This is a genomic window from Flavobacterium sp., from assembly GCF_043780635.1.
GTDB lineage: Bacteria > Bacteroidota > Bacteroidia > Flavobacteriales > Flavobacteriaceae > Flavobacterium.
Window position 1 is genome coordinate 1 of record NZ_JAYWCK010000009.1, and the last position, 18383, is coordinate 18383.

General features: G+C 34.5%; 11 protein-coding genes. 4 read left to right on the forward strand and 7 right to left on the reverse strand.

From position 1 onward, the window contains the following. On the forward strand, positions 1-202 hold a 202-nt coding region (locus ACH2BV_RS00415; RefSeq protein ID WP_395048443.1), incomplete at its 5' end, for a DUF2179 domain-containing protein. 6 nt (positions 203-208) lie between these two features. Here the strand turns inward: ACH2BV_RS00415 and ACH2BV_RS00420 are convergent. The 5 genes from ACH2BV_RS00420 to ACH2BV_RS00440 form a co-directional block, all read right to left on the reverse strand. After that, positions 209-1252 carry an adenylate/guanylate cyclase domain-containing protein gene (locus ACH2BV_RS00420; protein ID WP_395048444.1) on the reverse strand — a complete coding sequence of 348 codons (1044 nt, stop codon included), beginning with the start codon at positions 1250-1252 and terminating at the stop codon, positions 209-211. Continuing rightward, complete coding sequence (locus tag ACH2BV_RS00425; protein WP_395048446.1) at positions 1252-1632, reverse strand: response regulator; 381 nt, start codon at positions 1630-1632, stop codon at positions 1252-1254. Before ACH2BV_RS00425 ends, ACH2BV_RS00420 begins: the two co-directional genes overlap by 1 nt. A 91-nt stretch (positions 1633-1723) precedes the next feature. Beyond that, positions 1724-5428 carry a two-component regulator propeller domain-containing protein gene (locus tag ACH2BV_RS00430; protein WP_395048447.1) on the reverse strand — a complete coding sequence of 1235 codons (3705 nt, stop codon included), beginning with the start codon at positions 5426-5428 and terminating at the stop codon, positions 1724-1726. 153 nt (positions 5429-5581) lie between these two features. Then, on the reverse strand, positions 5582-8092 hold the full coding sequence (locus tag ACH2BV_RS00435; RefSeq protein WP_395048449.1) for an ATP-binding protein: 2511 nt from the start codon (positions 8090-8092) through the stop codon (positions 5582-5584). 10 nt (positions 8093-8102) lie between these two features. Continuing rightward, the gene (locus ACH2BV_RS00440) at positions 8103-11411 is read right to left on the reverse strand and encodes a two-component regulator propeller domain-containing protein (protein ID WP_395048451.1); all 3309 of its coding nucleotides are present in this window, start codon (positions 11409-11411) and stop codon (positions 8103-8105) included. Between the two features lie 637 nt (positions 11412-12048). On the opposite strand from ACH2BV_RS00440, the gene ACH2BV_RS00445 reads away from it, so the two are divergent. After that, positions 12049-12876, forward strand: a complete 828-nt coding sequence (locus ACH2BV_RS00445) for an alpha/beta hydrolase (RefSeq protein WP_395048453.1) — start codon at positions 12049-12051, stop codon at positions 12874-12876. A gap of 60 nt (positions 12877-12936) precedes the next feature. Here the strand turns inward: ACH2BV_RS00445 and ACH2BV_RS00450 are convergent, their stop codons facing one another. Continuing rightward, the gene (locus ACH2BV_RS00450; RefSeq protein ID WP_395048455.1) at positions 12937-15597 is read right to left on the reverse strand and encodes a glucosidase; all 2661 of its coding nucleotides are present in this window, start codon (positions 15595-15597) and stop codon (positions 12937-12939) included. A gap of 266 nt (positions 15598-15863) precedes the next feature. Between ACH2BV_RS00450 and ACH2BV_RS00455 the strand changes: the two genes are divergently transcribed. After that, a complete protein-coding gene (locus ACH2BV_RS00455; protein ID WP_395048456.1) occupies positions 15864-16346 on the forward strand; it encodes a DNA-deoxyinosine glycosylase in 483 nt (160 codons plus the stop codon). Between the two features lie 30 nt (positions 16347-16376). Here the strand turns inward: ACH2BV_RS00455 and ACH2BV_RS00460 are convergent, their stop codons facing one another. Further along, positions 16377-17132, reverse strand: coding sequence for a 5'-methylthioadenosine/adenosylhomocysteine nucleosidase (locus ACH2BV_RS00460; RefSeq protein ID WP_395048457.1), 756 nt, complete (start codon positions 17130-17132; stop codon positions 16377-16379). 242 nt (positions 17133-17374) lie between these two features. On the opposite strand from ACH2BV_RS00460, the gene ACH2BV_RS00465 reads away from it, so the two are divergent. Then, a complete protein-coding gene (locus tag ACH2BV_RS00465; RefSeq protein ID WP_395048459.1) occupies positions 17375-18283 on the forward strand; it encodes a phospholipase A in 909 nt (302 codons plus the stop codon). Positions 18284-18383 lie beyond the last annotated feature (100 nt).

The following is an 18383-nucleotide window of genomic DNA, read 5'->3' on the forward strand; positions in this document are numbered from 1 at the left end:
TGTCTATAAAGGCGAAAGGGGCTTTATGAAAGACAGTTATGAAATCAGCCAACCTGTTGACATTGTTTTTACTGTTGTCACCCGAATGGAATTAATACGCCTTAAAAATCTGGTGCAAAAAATTGACCCTAAAGCTTTTGTATTTACCAGTATCATTAAAGAAACCGCTGGTGGAATACTCAAACGCAAGGTAAGACATTAACTTTTTTTATTCCATCACCTCATAAGTATTGACGGGTTTTGCTTTATTTTTTAAAGTAAATTCACCGTTCGGCACACATTTAAAGGATTCCTTGGTTTTTATATATACTTCTTCTGTGATAATAATTTGACCTGCTTTGGCAACTGTCTGAAGGCGTTGAGCAACATTAACCGCATCACCGATAACGGTATAATCCAACCTTCTTAATGATGCTGAACCAATATTTCCAGATACCATTTCACCTGAATTGATGCCAATTGATATTTGTGGTTTGTATGTTTTATCCCCATCCAATGCTACCTCAACATTACTGATTTGTTCTTTGACGGCCAATGCCACATCGATAGCTCTGTCAAGATGGTATTCTCCTCTAAAAACGGCCATAACAGCATCGCCCATAAACTTATCCACGTGACCACCTTGCGCAATGATTTCTTTCACGATTTTGTCAAAAATTCCATTTAGTAATGCTACAACTTCATTTGCCGGAATCTGTTCGGTGATGGCTGTGAATCCGCAAACATCTATAAACATAACTGTGGCATCCAATAATTCATTTTTCAGCAGGCTGCTTTCAAACTCTTTGTTGGTCATAAAGTTCAGCACATTCGAATCCACATACATTTTCAGGATATTATTTTCCTTAATGGCTATAATTGTATCCTGCAATTGTTTGACGTGGATTATTGTCTTTTCCATTGTTAGGTCAAGGTCATCAAAATCAACCGGTTTGCATACAAAATCAAAAGCTCCCCTATTCATAGCCGTTCTTATATTCTGCATATCACCATAAGCCGAAACCATAATAGCTTTTAATAAAGAATTGGCTTCAGGCAATCGGCTCAACAAAGTAAGCCCGTCCATAACTGGCATATTAATGTCGCTCAGAATAATATCCAGATCCGGATGTTCTTGTATTTTCAGAAGTGCTTCCTCGCCGTTTCTGGCAAAGATAAATTCATAAGTGTTTTCCCGAATTTTTCTTCTAAATTTCTGTTTAACGAGCATTTCTAAATCTGCTTCGTCATCTACTACAAGTATTTTTGCCATTATTCCAGAAGGTGTTTGAGTTTTTCTTTCAATACATTAAAATCAAGAGGTTTGGTTAAAAAATCATTAGCACCATTTTCTATGGCTTGCCGGCGATTTTCGTCATCACCATAAGCTGTAATCATCATTACAACTGGGTCGGGTTCGTGGTAATTATGTCGGATTTTAGACAAAAGCTCAATACCGCTCATTCCAGGCATATTAATATCTGAAAGGATCAGTACGATTTCCGAATGTTCTTTTTTCATAAATTCAAGAGCTTCCTCACCAGAAAGGGCAAAGTCAAATTCTAATTCGTGAGCCCTTAATTCTTTACGGAAGCGTTGCTGGAAAAGTGGCTGTACATCAGCTTCATCATCGACTACTAGTATTTTTATCATAAATTTTTAAATTTAATTTGTAATTCAATAATTTTCAACTAATTAGAATTTTTTAAATATAACCTTTAATGTGTTAAAAAAAACATTTCATTTATACTAAGGGCAATTTAATTGTAAAAACGGTATATTCATTTTCTTTGCTATCAATACTAATTGTTCCGCCATGACTCTTCACAATAATATCATAACTCAATGACAATCCCAAACCTGTTCCTTCACCTGCAGGTTTAGTAGTGAAAAAAGGCTGCATTATTTTGTCTTTAATTGCATCCGGTATTCCCATTCCGTTGTCTTTTACGGTAATTTCAACGACGTCATTTTTCAGAGCAGTCGTTACGGAAACTAAAGGTTTATATTCATCTTTTGCTATTTTTTGCTTTTGATGGGTTGCATAAAAGGCATTGGTAAACAAATTCAGCAGCACCCGACCAACATCCTGCGGAATCACATTTATTTTTGGAAGGTCTGAATCAAAATGTGTTTCCAGTTCGGCGTTAAAACTTTTGTCTTTGGCTCGAAGTCCGTGATAAGCCAACCTCAAATATTCATCGGCAAGTACATTAATATCAGTTGGTTCTTTTACATTATTTCCGGCTCGGCTGTGTTGCAACATTCCTTTCACGATACCATCGGCACGTTTGCCGTGATAATTTATTTTTTCCAAATTTTGTTTGATGTCAATTGCAATGGTTTTAGCTTCTTCCAAATCTCCTTTTCTTATTTCGGCTTCCATTTCGTCAATCAATTCCATACTCACTTCCGAGAAATTATTGACGAAGTTCAACGGATTTTGTATCTCATGAGCTATTCCTGCTGTGAGTTCTCCCAGAGAAGCCATTTTCTCAGATTGAATTAACTGGGACTGGGTAGTTTTGAGATCTAGATATGCTTTTTCTATTTCTTTGGCTTGTGCTAATTCTTTTTGTTGCGCTCGTTCTCGTTCTTTTCTTATGGTGCGTTTTTTTTGGAAACGATGAATACTGAATCCTAACAATATAAAAAGAAGTAAATAAACCGAATAAGCCCACCAAGTTTGCCACCAGGGTGCAGAAATCGTAAATTTAAATTCAGCTGGCTTGCTCCAAACCCCATCTAAACCTTTCGAGACCACTTTAAAAGTATAATCTCCTGAGGGTAAATCTCTATAGTTTTCACTGGTGTTTTCTTCAGAAACAGGACTCCAGTTTTTATCGATACCTTCTAAAAAGTAGCTATAAACCAGTTTGTCGGGATTATTGAGTTGAAAACCATTGTAAGTGAAACTCAAATAATTTTGGTTAGATGGTAAAATAAGATCTAGCGGTAAGTTGTAGGGACCTTTAACTGTATTCCAGTGCATATGGTTTTCAGCATTTTCTAACTCATTTTTTAAGGTTAAAAGCGTATCCTTAGTTGACACCCAAGCTTTATTTAATCCTTTCCTGTTTTTTTGTATGCTAATTTTATCCTTAAATACTTGTTTTTTATCTAAGATGTTTAATCCAGTAATAAAAGTGGTCGGTTCAAAATTATCTTTCTGTATTGGATCTATTACAGTTAGCATTATTCCTTTGACACCAGCCCATAACCTGCCGTTTTTATCAAAAGTGAAACTATTTTCTGAAAAATCGACCTGATCTAAACCTTGTCTTTTGCCCAAGGTTTTTACTTTCCAAAAAGGATGAGTATTATTTTTTTGTTCAATTGGTTGAAGAATGGTCAATCCTTTTGAGGTTCCATTAAAAATTTCGCCCTTATGTGTATTTATAGCATATACATCGTTAGCTGCCAAACCTTCATCAGTAGTAAAGGTGGTAAGTTCTTTCTTTTGTGCATTTATGAGTACTACACCTTTATCAGATGCAGCCCAAATATTTTGGTTCTCATCTCGCATTAAAGAATATACTTGATTGCCTATTAAGCCTTCAGCTTGTGTTAAACGAGAACGGGTATTGTTTTTGAGATCTATTCTTTGAATACCTATGCCTACAGTTGCTATCCAAATATGATTTGTTGCATCACTTAAAAAAATATTATTTCTCACTTTAGTTTCTTTAGTGGTAGCCTCATAATATTTAAAAATGGAATGGTCCAAATCAATAGTTTGTATTTCGCCTAATTCCCCACCAATCCATATAAGTCCATTTTCATCTTCGAAAACTGCAATTATATTATTTGTTTTTAATCCTTGATACGTGCTAAGTTGCTGAATAGTGCCTTTTTTTGGATCAATAATACTTATACCTGATGGGGAACCACAAGCCCAAATTTTACCTTTCGAATCCTCCATTAATCTAGAATTTCTATTGTCTACAAGACCTTGTTCCACGCCCAAATGTTTAAGGGTTTGTGCTTTTGGGTCATAAACATCAATTCCATTATAAGTTCCAATCCAAATTTTACCGTCTTTTGTTTCCAATGTACTCCATACCTCATTGTTGGTTAAGCCGTCAGCGATACCATAATTTGCGGGTCTCCCATTTTTAGGATCTAATTTATATAAACCACCTTGTATAATAGCAGTCCAGATTTGTCCTTGCTTATCTTCCAATATGTCAAATAAAAGCTGGTCTCCTTTATTAATTTCAAATTTTTCAATTTCTTTTTTTGTTTCATCAAAAGAATACATAAAACCATTATCAGTTCCCAACCAAATTTTACCATTTTTATCTTGATAAATATTTCCGACAGCTCCACTTTCTTTCAATCCTTGTTTTTGGGTGAGCGAGGAAATAGTTGTTTTCGCCCCATTAATAATTTGAACACCTCCCTGATTACCTATCCAAATTTTGCCTGCTCTATCTTGCGACACTGTAAAAATAAAAGAAGGTTTTAGTAATTTATTTTCGATAGTTAAGGCTTTGTTCTTCCCTTTTTTTAAGTCAATAATATTTACGCCTTTATCCGCTGTAAGCCAAATGAGACCCTCTTTATCTTGAAAGGGTGTTATACTAAAATTGCCAACTAGGCCGTGTTCCGCATCTAGTTTCCGAATTATCCTTGCTTCCAGATCAACAATATTATAACCATTAGGACTATTAGTCAGCCAGATTTTGCCATCTTTAGCTTCTATTAAATCGTATTCATTACCCATATCGAATGAGCTGCTTAATTCATGAATAAGCTGTGCCTTAAAGTCTATAACAGTAATTGTATTTATATTGTTACCTAACCAAAGTCTGCCTTTGGAATCCAAAAGCATAGCAAAAGTTCTACTAGCTGTCAATCCTTGATCCGTACCATAAATTTCCAGATTTTCTGAATCGTATTTAGCAACACCTCCGTCTCCACCCATCCAAAGCATTCCGTTACTATCCTTTAAAACACTTAATGTATTCCCGGGAAGGCCAAAATTAGCATCAAATTGCACGATACCTCTACTTGCTTTAGGCATGTTAATAGGATATCCGGCTTTTACAATTTTAGGTTTTCCTAAAACGGTAGTTTTAATGCTAATTTTTGCTTTTGGCAGACTTTCTAAATCAAAATTAGTTTCGGGTAAACTATTCCAATCCAATGGTTTTTGTGGTAATGCCTCAGTTAATGCATACGGAATGTCAATGTCAAAAGGTTTTGATGGTAATTTATCCCAGCTAAAATTTTTAGTAGGTAAAGGTTTTATTTTAGATTTATCTACTGTAGTCCATTGGATGGTATCAGTTTTTGAAAATTCAAAACTTTTAGTTATGGGTTGTGCATATTCACTTTTTAAGATTGGAAAAGGAGGTGCTTCTTTACTGTTTTTGCAAGCTTGCAAAAATAAGATACCCAGAATTAGAAAGAGATATTTCAGGTTGATTGCAGTTGATTTTTTCATTTCTTTTTCTTTAATTTTATTAAATTAGATTACTATTTATCTAGACTGTTTTTTTTTAGAATTATTAGCTTTCAAAATTGTTATACTTTGAATATCAGAAATATAATACTTTTATTTATTTTAGTACGTAATAAGTTTCTTTATCAAGATAGTTTAAATCGGCAAATGAATAATAAACTCAGATCCTTCTCCTTCTTTTGTCTCTACTAATAACTCCCCGCCATGTGCTTTTACAATATCATAGCTCAAACTCAGTCCCAAACCTGTTCCTTTACCTGTTGGTTTTGTGGTAAAAAAGGGCTGAAATATTTTGTCCAATACTTTTTGAGGAATTCCATTGCCATTGTCTTTAACGATTACTTGAACAGTATCGCCGACTTTTTTCGTGCTGACGAAAACCGTTGGTTCATAACCCTCAGCGATTAGCTTTTTCTTTTCATCTACTACATAAAACGCATTGGTAATGAGATTCAGAATCACTCTTCCCATATCCTGTGGAATGATATTAATTTTACCAACGGTTTCATCGTAATCTGTTTTCATCGTAGCGTTAAAACTTTTGTCTTTGGCGCGCAAACCGTGATAAGCGAGGCGCAAATATTCATCGGCTAGTTTATTGATATCGGTTGGCTCCTTAATTCCGCTGCTACTGCGGCTATGTTGCAACATGCCTTTGACGATGCCATCGGCACGCTTGCCGTGGTAGTTTATTTTTTGCTCATTTTCCAATACATCTTTTGCAATTTGTTTTACCTCGACATAATTTCCTTTATCCAATTCCTCATTCATTTCTTCCAATAATTCTGTATTTACCTCCGAAAAATTATTCACGAAGTTCAATGGATTCTGGATTTCGTGGGCAATTCCGGCTGTGAGTTCTCCCAGAGAAGCCATTTTCTCGGATTGGATGAGTTGCGATTGAGTTGATTTTAGTTCTGTAAGTGTTAGTTCGACTTTGTTTTTTTGGATGTTGATTTCTTCCTTTTGTTGGCTGAGTAAATTATTGGCTTTTTGTTTGTTCTTGTTGTTGCGATACAGAATAAACAGTAATACCATTGTCGAAAACAAAGCCGCCGCAATGGTGAATATCCACCAACGTTGGTTTTTATTTTCGGCTTCTTTGTCTAATCTTTGTTTATCGATTTTTTCTATTTCAAGCTTACTTTTTTCAAGAATAGATTGAATTTCAACATTGGCAAGACGGTTTGAGGCATCCAAGTCATCAGAGGCATCCTTTAGCTGCTGATAAATTTTGAGGTATTTGAAAGCATCGTCTTTCTGTCCATTTTGTTCATATATGCGAGACAACAATAAACTTGATTTTAATTCGATTCGTTTTATTGCATAGTTTTTGGATTCATTATAAGCAAGAATACCATTATCTAAAGCTTTAGGCAAACTATTTACTTTTTGATAGCACTCGCTTAAATAGCAATAGATAAAAGGTGTTACTGATTTATTATCTTTCATAAACAGATCGAGTGCGGTATTAAAAAAAGGTATTGCCGCTGCATAATTACCTTGCGTCATTTCAATTTGACCATTTGCATCATTATTTCTGGCTACTATATAAGTTGCTAATTTCTTATTTGGTTCTTGTGAAGTTAGTGCCATATATTTCCTTGCTTCTTTATATCTTTTTAGTTGTATTAACGGAAACACTAATGTACCATAGGCATCGTAAATTTTAACTGTATCATTCATTTTTTTAAATAACCTTTCTCTCTTTGTAAAATACTCGAAAGCTTTCGATTGGTTGTTCATACTTTCGTAACATCCTGCGATGCCTGAATAGATATCACCAAGTAAATCCTTATCTTCTATATGAATATCCTCTTCTAAGGCAGTAGCACTTTTTATATAATATTCAATGGCTAAACTAAATCGACCTGCAGTAGAGTAATTATCAGCCATAGGAAGGGATAAAAGCGCGAGTAACTTTTTATCTTTAATCGTAGAAATCATCTTTACTAATTCAACTTCAATCTTATGGGCTTCTTCTGGTTTTCCTTTATAATTAAAATTAGACATCTCAAAAGTTGATAATAGAAAAATAGGATAAGTATCATTCAGTTCTTTAAAGAGGGAAAGTGATTTTAGCAAAGTAGTCATAGACTCTTTAGGTTTTTGCAACATAGCATAACTCCAGCCCATTAAAATCTGAATATTTGCCTGCATTTCCTTATCCTTAATCTGTTCAAAATAAAGGAGTGCATTTGTAAGCTGGGATAAAACTTTTTTCTGATCCAGATTAATTGGCCAGACCAAATTTTTTGAATTCCTGTTCTGAGCACTTTCCTTTTTTTCTTGTTCTGTAGAAAGCCAATCTGCCTGTTTACGATAGTAGAAAGACAAAATGTTATCTCTGAATAAATCATCCATAGTGCGGTAATACTGCACTTCACCATTTTTGTAGTTCAGCTTTTTAGAAAGTTCCCTTGCCTGTTTTGTTGCAATAAGTCCCTTTTTAAATTGCAAACAATGATTAGAGAACCTAGCAAAATCATTTAACAAAAGCACTTTTTGTAAGTCTTGAACACTATATTTAGATAGGATTTTTTGCACACTATCAGCTTTGACAATATACTTGTAGGGAGTTTCCTGTGCATTGCAAAATTGAATCACAACAAACAAATGCAAGAATAGGATTTTAAATGATTTCATAAACTATATTTTAAATTATAGGTAATTGAATAATAAACTCGGAGCCTTCTCTTTCTTTGGTTTCTACTAGTAATTCTCCACCTTGTGCTTTTACAATATCATAACTCAAGGAAAGTCCAAGTCCGGTTCCTTGTCCCGTTGGTTTTGTGGTGAAAAAGGGTTGAAAGATTTTGTCAAATACCTTTTCAGGAATACCATTACCGTTGTCCATGACACGTATTATAACAGTATCGTCAACTTTTTTTGTACTGACTGAAACGGTTGGTTCGTAATCTTCTCCTATTTGCTTTTTCTTTTCATCCACAACATAAAACGCATTGGTAATTAAATTTAGAATTACTCTTCCCATATCCTGTGGAATGATATTAATTTTACCAATGGTTTCATCGTAATCTGTTTTCATCGTGGCATTAAAACTTTTATCCTTGGCTCTAAGTCCGTGATACGCTAGCCTTAAATATTCATCAGTCAGTTTGTTGATGTCTGTTGGTTCTTTTTGTCCCGAACTGGTTCGTGAATGTTGCAACATTCCTTTTACAATACCATCGGCACGTTTGCCGTGATAGTTTATTTTCTCTAAATTTTTGCTGATGTCATCAGCTATAGCAAAGCCATCGTCAATAGCTCCTTTTTTGAATTCTTCTTTCATTTCATCAATTAACTCATTGCTCACTTCCGAAAAATTATTGATAAAGTTTAATGGATTTTGTATTTCGTGAGCAATTCCCGCCGTGAGTTCACCCAATGAAGCCATTTTCTCTGATTGAATGAGTTGTGATTGGGTTTCTTTCAATTTATGATAGGCTTTCTCAATTTCTTTGGCTTGAGCCAGTTCAATTTCTTTGGCCATTACACGTTGTTTTTCAAGAAGTCTTTTTCGTTGGAATCTGTCAATCGAAAACACAAGAACAATAAAAAGAAGGCCATAAATTGCATAAGCCCACCAAGTACGCCACCAAGGAGGTGTAATACTGAAAGGTATGGAAGCTCCCGTTTCATTCCAAACGCCATTACTGTTAGCTGCTTTTACTTTAAAAGTATAGTCGCCAGGAGGCAAATTATAATAATAAGCCATACGAATATTTCCTACTTCACGCCAACTGTTATCATAGTTTTCGAGTTTATAAGTAAATTTATTACTCGCAGGATTGGCGTAGTGAATTCCTGTATAATTAATAGATAGGTTGTTTTGATTAAACTTTAGCACAATATTTTCCTTCTTATTGGGACCATTCTTTGTCAATGAATTGTTATTCGTAAAAAGGGAAATATCTCCGATTTTAAAATCAGTAATAAACACTTTTGGTGGCGTTGAATTCTTTGTAATATCATTAGGATTGAATACTGTAATTCCGTTTTGACCACCAAAAATCATAAGGCCATTCGAAGTTTTGAGGCAAGAGCCATCTGCAAATAAACGACCCTGAATGCCGTCTTCCATCGAAAAGTTGTTAAATTGCTCTTCTTTTAAACTGAATCTACTCATTCCTTCAAAAGTACTAAGCCAAAGTGCCTTGTTTTTTTCGTCGGGTAAAATACCCTGAATACCCATAGAAGGCAAACCATCCTTAATAGTATAGGATTTAATTTTTCCGGTTTTAATATTGTATTTATTAAGACCACCATTCCAAGTCCCAACCCATAGGATTCCTTCTTTATCAACATATAGCGAATTGATGTCTTGTGATTTTAATATATCCCCTTTTTTATTGTCAAATCCATATCGTTCCACTTTTGCTGTAGCATAATTATACAGAAACAAACCGTCATCAGTAAGCAACCATATTCCGTACCTTGAACATTCATAGATAGTGTTTACTAAATTACTTGTAATATTGGACCCTGGAAGTTTCTTTAAATCAATATGTTGTAATGTCTTTTTATTTTTAATTTTTAAAAAAGCACCATTAGCTGTGCAATACCATTGATTGCCCCTACTATCTATTTTTAGGTTATAAATATATAGTTTATTTAGCTTAGGATCTAGTATGGTTTTTTTGCAAGTCTTAGTATTAACATTAAAAAGGAAATGTTCCTTATTCGTTTGTATGAGTAATTCTTCATCAGAGAACTCACCAATGGTAGTACACCATCCAAATTCAGGCAAAATAGCGGCATATGGAAATGGTGTTAAGGAATTATCTTTAGAATCATAAACATTGAGACCTTTTTCAGATGCCATCCAAACTTTACCATCTTTTTTCTCAAACATTTTATTGACCCAACCATATGTAATGGTATTTTTATCCTCTTTATCGTGAACAAAGGACTTTAGCTCAGCTTTTTTGGTATATCTAAGCAATCCCTGAGATGGTGTTCCCATCCAAATATTATCAAAGGAATCCAAATGAAGACAGACAATTTCAGCTTTGGCCATTTTAGGATCTTCACTTTCTTTCAATAATTGAAATTGTTCCCTTTTTAAGTCAAAATAACCTAAACCTCTATTTGTTCCAATCCAAATATTTTCCTTTGTATCCATCTCCATTTCACTAAAATAAAGAGGTTCTTTCTCATTAATTTGTTTCAAAGAATAAGATTTAATTTTCCCAGAAATGGGGTTCCAGACACTCAGAATAGAATGAACGTCATTTCTTGAAACCATCCAAATATTGCCTTTAGCGTCGCTTTTAATTGTGCTAGAGTATTGACTAGTCAATAACTCAGGTATTGGCCACTTTTCTCTATGAATATTTTTATTTTTATCAATCCTAAAAAATCCATTGGATGCAAAAACCCAAATATTGCCCAACTTATCTGTTGTCGTTTTATAAACACTTTTTATTTCCACCTTATCTGGAGCATCAAAGCGCTGGAGCTGTTCCTTGTTTTTGTCTTTATAGAAAATAGTATGACTTCTTTTAATACCTAATGCACCCCAAGCCCCAAAATAAATTCTACCTCCTAAATCCTCATTTATAGTTATTATTGTGATTGGTTCGCCCAAAGTGAAATCAGTGAGTTTTGAGAAATTATAATTCTTGAAAGTTTTAGTTTCCGGATTGTATTCACTTAGCATATCTGTACAACCGATCCAAATATGTCCATCCTGAGCCTCATAAAGTGTATTTGGTAAAATACTGCCCATTGCTTTTGGATCTTTGGGATCAACATCATAATGTTTGAATTCGTACCCATCGTAACGCACGAGTCCATTATTGGTCGCTATCCAAACAACGCCAGATCTGTCAGTAATAAGATCATTGATAAAAACACCCTCCGATTCATTATAAGAACTAAGGTTATTAGGCTTAAGTTGTGCTGAAACTGGAATGAAAAACGAATTAAAAATTAAAATAATAAGAATTAGTTTTTTCATAATGCTATTTTTTAATTAGTTATTGGCAATTGAATATTAAAAATACTAGTAAGGGAAGTCTTTTCTTCGGCAGACAAATGTTTAGCTTGCTGTATAAAATTTAAAATGGTATGCAGGTGCTGATTCATTATTTATCTATTTTTTAATTCCACTTAACAAGTTTCTTGATCATGTTTATTACGTTGCCATAGAAGGTTATGGCAAGTTTTTACATTAGAAAAATATTATACATTTCCAAAAAAAAACCTGAATCTAAATCTAATCAGGTAAGATAATCCGTAAATACTAAAAAGAATGGGGGCAAAATAAATAATTCAATAAAATAACAGATTTTATAATATATCGATTATTGAATTGTAAATTAAATGAAAATTTATGATAAAAATCATTTTTTATCCACAATATTATTGTGATACAATTCATAGAATAAAAAGAACTAATTTTTAATAGTAAAATCTTCCAATCTGTTTTATTGGCTCGACATTCCCCATATAAAAGAATAATAGTTACAACTTTCATGAAAGTTTGGCCACAACTAGGATTATATTAACTTTGTTACTCTTGAAGCCTATATTTTGTCAATACAACATTAAAACCGCATTTAGCAACTTGGTAAGCATCATTTTAAAATAAACTTATGAAAAAAATCATTTTCCTGTTGTTATTAATCACTTCACTTTCAGCAAATGCTCAGCAACAGTATGAAACGGAGAAGAATATTCCGTATTATGCCGAATCCATTTCTAAACAAGATGCATCTCTTGCCTCGCAATGCACCTTAGATATATATTTTCCCAAAGGATTAAAAAACTTTGCTACCATTGTATGGTTTCACGGAGGTGGCCTTACTGGGGGTAAGAAAGAAATACCCCAAGCACTATTAAATAAAGGTTATGCAGTCATAGGTGTTGGTTACCAGCTTTCGCCTAAAGTGGCAGCGCCTAAATATATAGAAGATGCTGCAGCGGCAGTAGCCTGGACGTTTCAACACATCAGTCAATATGGAGGCAATCCCAATCTTATTTTTATATCGGGACATTCGGCAGGTGGATATCTGGGTTTGATGATTACACTTGACAAAAAATATTTAAAAAAATATGACATTGATGCCAACCGTATTGCAGCCCTTATTCCTTTTAGCGGACAAGCCATCACTCACTTTACCATACGCAAAGAAAGAGGAATTCCGGAAACTCAGCCGACTATCGACGAATATGCTCCGCTTTACTTTGTTCGCGCCGATGCTCCACCGTTATTGCTTATTACCGGTGATCGTGAAATGGAACTTTTGGGCCGGTATGAAGAGAATGCCTATCTCGCCCGAATGATGCAATTAACGGGAAATACCCAAACCACGCTTTATGAACTGCAAGGTTTCAATCATGGTAACATGCCTGAGCCCGCTTTTCCGTTATTGATAAAAAAAGTAGATGAAGTCACTAAAATAATTTTAGAAAAACAATAGCTTTTAATTTAAAAAAAATCTTATTTGAGTCCTATAATTGTAACATTCTTTACTCAAATACTATTTCTCTTCTTCATGCAAATGTCTAATGATTTCAGCAATGAGTCCTGTCCAGCCAGTTTGGTGATTGGCACCTAAACCTTTGCCTGTATCTCCATCGAAATACTCAAAAAATAAATGATTTTTATTGAAAAGTGTGTCCTTTTGGAATTTTTTGTATTCGCCATACATTGGGATTTTTTTGTTGGCATCCGGGATAAAAAGTGCCAATAATCTTTTGGCAACTCCTTCTGAAGCTTCTTTAAGATTTACTTCATTTCCTGATTCGGTTGGAAATTCTACCTTGAAATCTTTTCCGTAATAGCCGTGAAATTTTTCTAAAGAGTCCAAAATCAAATAATTCATAGGAAACCAAATAGGTCCCCTCCAATTGGAGTTTCCGCCAAACATATCTCCTGTTGCTTCGGCTGGTGTATAATCTACCTGAATAGTCCCGCCATCATGTTTGAATTTATAGGGATGCTCTTTGTGGTATTTGGATAAAGAACGAACGCCAAAATCTGATAAAAATTCCTTTTCGTCAAACATACGTTTTAGAATCATTTTCATTCTATGTCCTCTAAGAGTCGAGAGCAAACGGGTTTCTCCTTTACCAGGCGCATACCAACTAGAAACTAAACTAGCCAAGTCAGGACGATTTTTCAGAACCCAATCTACTCGACGCTTGAACAAGGGCAATTTTTCCAGCAAATCAGGGGTTAATACTTCGACAGCAAATAGTGGAATTAAGCCTACCATCGAACGGATTTTCAACAATTCGGCATCACCATTATTTTTGTGAAGCATATCATAATAAAACTGATCGTCTTCGTCCCAAAGGCTTATTTGATTGCCTCCCAATGATTGCATTGCCCCAGAAATATGAAGAAAATGCTCAAAGAATTTGGATGCCATATCCTGATAAACTGGATTTTTAAGCGATATTTCACAGGCAATTCGCAACATATTTAAACAATACATTGCCATCCAACCTGTTCCATCGGCTTGTTCTAAGTGACCACCTGTAGGCAAATCAGAAGAGCGATCAAATACCCCAATATTATCCATTCCAAGGAATCCACCTCCAAAAATATTATTGCCATTTTCATCTTTCAAATTCACCCACCACGTAAAATTGAGTAGTAGTTTATGAAAAATACGTTCCAAGAAAACAGTATCTCCAACACCTCCATTGGCTTCTTTGTCAATTTCATATACTTTCCAAGTAGCCCAGGCATGAACGGGTGGATTTACATCCGAGAACGACCATTCATAAGCCGGAATTTGCCCGTTGGGGTGCATATAGTATTCCCTAAGAATAACTGATAATTGTCTTTTGGCAAAATCAGGATCCAATCTAGCCAAAGGTAAGGTGTGAAAAGCCAAATCCCAAGCGGCAAACCAAGGATACTCCCATTTGTCCGGCATTGAAAGAATATTGGAAGTATACAAGTGTTTCCATGTGCTGTTTCTCCCTTCGTTTCTCCTTTTTTCTGGTTTTGGTGTAGATGGATCGCCTTTTAGCCATTCAAAAACATTATAGTAATACCATTGTTTAGTCCAAAGCATTCCTGCATAAGCCTGACGCTGAATGGATTTTAATTTTTCGTCTTTTACTCCTTTTTGAATGGGAGCATAAAATTCATCGGCTTCATCGATTCTTTTTTGGAAAATAGTATCGAAATCTTCAAAAGCATTGTCTGGAGAATTATTTGTAAATCGGAGGCGGTACACTTTTTTTCCATTTGCTGGAATGATATCCTTATAAAGTACGGAAGCTTTGGTACCAATTCCTTCTGAATTTATACTGCTGCGTTTTTTATTTATAATATAATCATTAATCCCATCTTTGGCATAAGGCGATTGTGCAGGTGAACCGTATAATTTTTCGAAATTGGTTTTATTGTCACAAAACAAAATGTTTTTAGCCTTTTCTGCATATAAATTGAAATGGCCTACCAGTTGATGATTGACTTCTATTAACGATTTTCCAACACCTGTAAGTGTAGGTTTGACTTTGTATTTTTCGTATCCCCAACTCCAAGTATTCCTGAACCATATTGTGGGTAAAACCGTAATTGGAGCCGAAACTTCAGCACGATTTTCAACAGTAACTTTAATTAATATGTCTTGCTCTTCGGCTTTGGCATATTCTATCGTGATATCAAAATACTCATCATTATCAAAAATACCAGTGTCAATTAATTCGTATTCGGGTTGAAGCCGTGATCTTTTTTTACTTTCTTCTATCAATTTTTCATACGGAAAAGCCGCATGTGGATATTTATAAAGCATTTTTTGATATGAATGTGTAGGCGTAGAATCTTGATAGTAATAAATTTCTTTGACATCTTCCCCATGGTTTGATTCAGCCGGGGTTAAACCAAAATAGCGTTCTTTTAAAATTCGATCTTTGTGATTCCAAAACGAAAAAGCAAAACAAATATGCTGTTTATTATCCGATATTCCGCCAATACCTTCTTCTCCCCAACGATAGGCTTTGGAACGTGCCATATCATGAGTGGTACTTCCCCAAGCATATCCACTTTGAGAGTAATCTTCTCTAACAGTTCCCCATTGGCGATCTGTCAAATAAGGCCCCCACTTTTTCCACCCTTTATTGTCGGTTCTTAATTTTAAACGTGCTTTTTCTGCATTAGTTTCAACCTCTCTTTCTGACATGTCTCTCGCTTTAATTCTGATTCGCAATGTATATAAAACGCGCTAAAAAACAGGTATAGAATTGGCAAAAATCAAAGGAGATAATTAGTGAAAAGTAATTTATAAATTGTTTTATTCAATTATTTATAGAATTACATAAAAATCAAAATAAGTTCTACTTAATTTTTGTAAAAAATTTTTCCTTTATCGTGTTTTCTATCATAGAATGCAGAGTTATGCTTATGGGAATCGAAGTTTGAAGTTTAAATAAATATTATCTTTGTTCGATGAAAAAATATTCTTTTCCTCCCATTTCGAATCCAAATGCCACTATCTTAATTTTGGGAACGATGCCCAGTGTTCAGTCCTTAGCATTAGGGCAGTATTATGGGAACCCAAGAAACACTTTTTGGAAGTTGATCTTTACTATTTTTGACACTACTTTTTCTACTGAATATGAAACCAGAAAAAGTGTTTTATTGCACAATCATATGGCCTTATGGGACGTTTTGCAAGCCTGCGTAAGAGAAGGAAGTTTAGACAGTGCCATTGAACAAGAAATACCCAATGATTTTAATTCATTTTTAAAAGCACATCCCCATATCCAGCATATTTATTTTAACGGACAAAAAGCAGCTGCCTATTTTAAGCATTATGTTAAGTCCAACAATAAATATATACTGGTTACTTTACCATCTACTAGTCCAGCCAATGCCGGAAAATCTTTCGATTTGAAATCAAAAGAATGGGCAGTTATTAAACATGAATGAGTCCTTCCTCGATTTTTTATTTTAAAACTGTTAATAAATATTTTTAATTATTTCGGTGGCGTATTTGCTGGAAATTTTTTTGATAAAGGATGGAAAATCAATGTGCGACTTGTCATCTGCTGTATCTGAAATGGTGCGAATTATGGTAAAAGGAACTTCATATTCATAACAAACTTGTGCTACCGCTGCCCCTTCCATTTCTACACATAGGATATTTGGCAATTGGGTGTTCAGAGCATGTTTTTGTTCCTTGCTGGAGAAAAACTGATCTCCGCTAGCAACATCGCCAATAACTAACCTGGGTTGCGAAATATTGAATTCCATCAACTCATCCTCCCCGATTACAGCATATAAACTATTGTTTTCAAAAACGGTATTTATAGCATTTGCAGCACTATCCAAGAGGGTTGAGTCACTTTCGAAATAAGTCTGGGAGAGTAATGGTATTTCATATTGTTTCATTAATGGTCTTGCATCCATGTCGTGCTGAATGAGTCTTTTGCCCAATACAATGTCGCCAATTTTTAAGTTGTCACTAATGGCTCCTGCAACTCCTGTAAACATCAATTCGGATATTTTAAATTCGTGAATCAAAGTGGTGGCAGTGGTAGCCGCGGCCACTTTGCCCCATCTGGAAAATACCACTACGGTGTCAATCCCATTTATCTGACCTGAAAAGTAAGTGCGTTTACCCATTGATGCCTCAACGCAATTACTTAACAAAGCCACCACACCTTCAATTTCTTCGGGCATGGCGCCCATAATTCCTATTGTTCTTTTTTTCATATTACTATTCTGGTAGTTGTCTTTGTCAATATATTAAAACCTTAATGCCTAAAAATACAAAACGATTTTAATTCAAACTTACATTGAAGTAAAAAAATATAAATTTAAAGTTCCACTCTACTTTTTGTTCTTAAACACACTGACCTTTAGTTATATTAATATGTAAATTATATAAATTTTAAACCTTAAAATATAACAAAAGCCGTTAATCGGTTATTTACTTTGCTATAAATTTAAAATCAATGCTAGTGCGTAAAAATACCTCCCTGTTAATTCTATTTTTCTTATCGTTTTTTTCTACTTATTCACAAATTCAATCCTTATTTAATGATAAAGTAGAACTCCATTCAATGTCAGCCCGTTGGGAATTAGATTCCACTTCGGCCAGAGGAACTTTTTTGGTCACACCCTACAAATCGATCTATGTTTTGCCTTTTGATTGGTCTAGTAATATAAATGAGCAACCTCATTCCGGAAATAACTCTTCCGATTATGTAACACCCAAGACCGATTATGATGTTGTGGAGTTAAAATTTCAACTGAGTTTTAAAACAAAAATTTTACAGAGTTTTTTATGGGGTCGCGCTGATCTATGGGTTGGTTATACACAGGTGTCCCATTGGCAAATTTATAATGTTGGTTTATCACGTCCTTTTAGAGAAATTAATTATGAACCCGAAATCATACTTAACTTTCCTGTAAAATTTAATTTTCTCGGTTTTAAAACCAAAATGATTGGTCTTTCATTCAATCATGAATCCAATGGAAAAGGCTTTCCTAGCACCCGGAGCTGGAATAGAGTTATTCTCATAGCAGGTTTGGAGCGAAAAAACCTGAATATTTATATCAGACCTTGGTATGTCATTCCAGAATCAAAAGGAGATAATCCGGATATTTCAGACTATATTGGTAGTGGAGATTTGACTGTAATTTATTCCAAAAACAGAAGCGTTTACTCCTTTGAAGGGAGTCACAATTTTAGTTTTGCTGGGCAAATGAGAGGAAACGCTACTTTTTCTTGGTCCTATCCCATAAAAGGAAATCTGAAAGGGTATTTACAATTAACTCATGGTTATGGAAATTCACTTATAGATTACAATAATAATCAAACCACTGTAGGTCTTGGTGTTTCTTTAATTGAATGGCAATAAAGAATAGTCTTTCTTTCATAAATGCGACTTTCCAAATTATATTCCTATTAACTTCATAAAATTATGTCTTCTTTTTTCCGGCATTGTCTAGGAAGATATT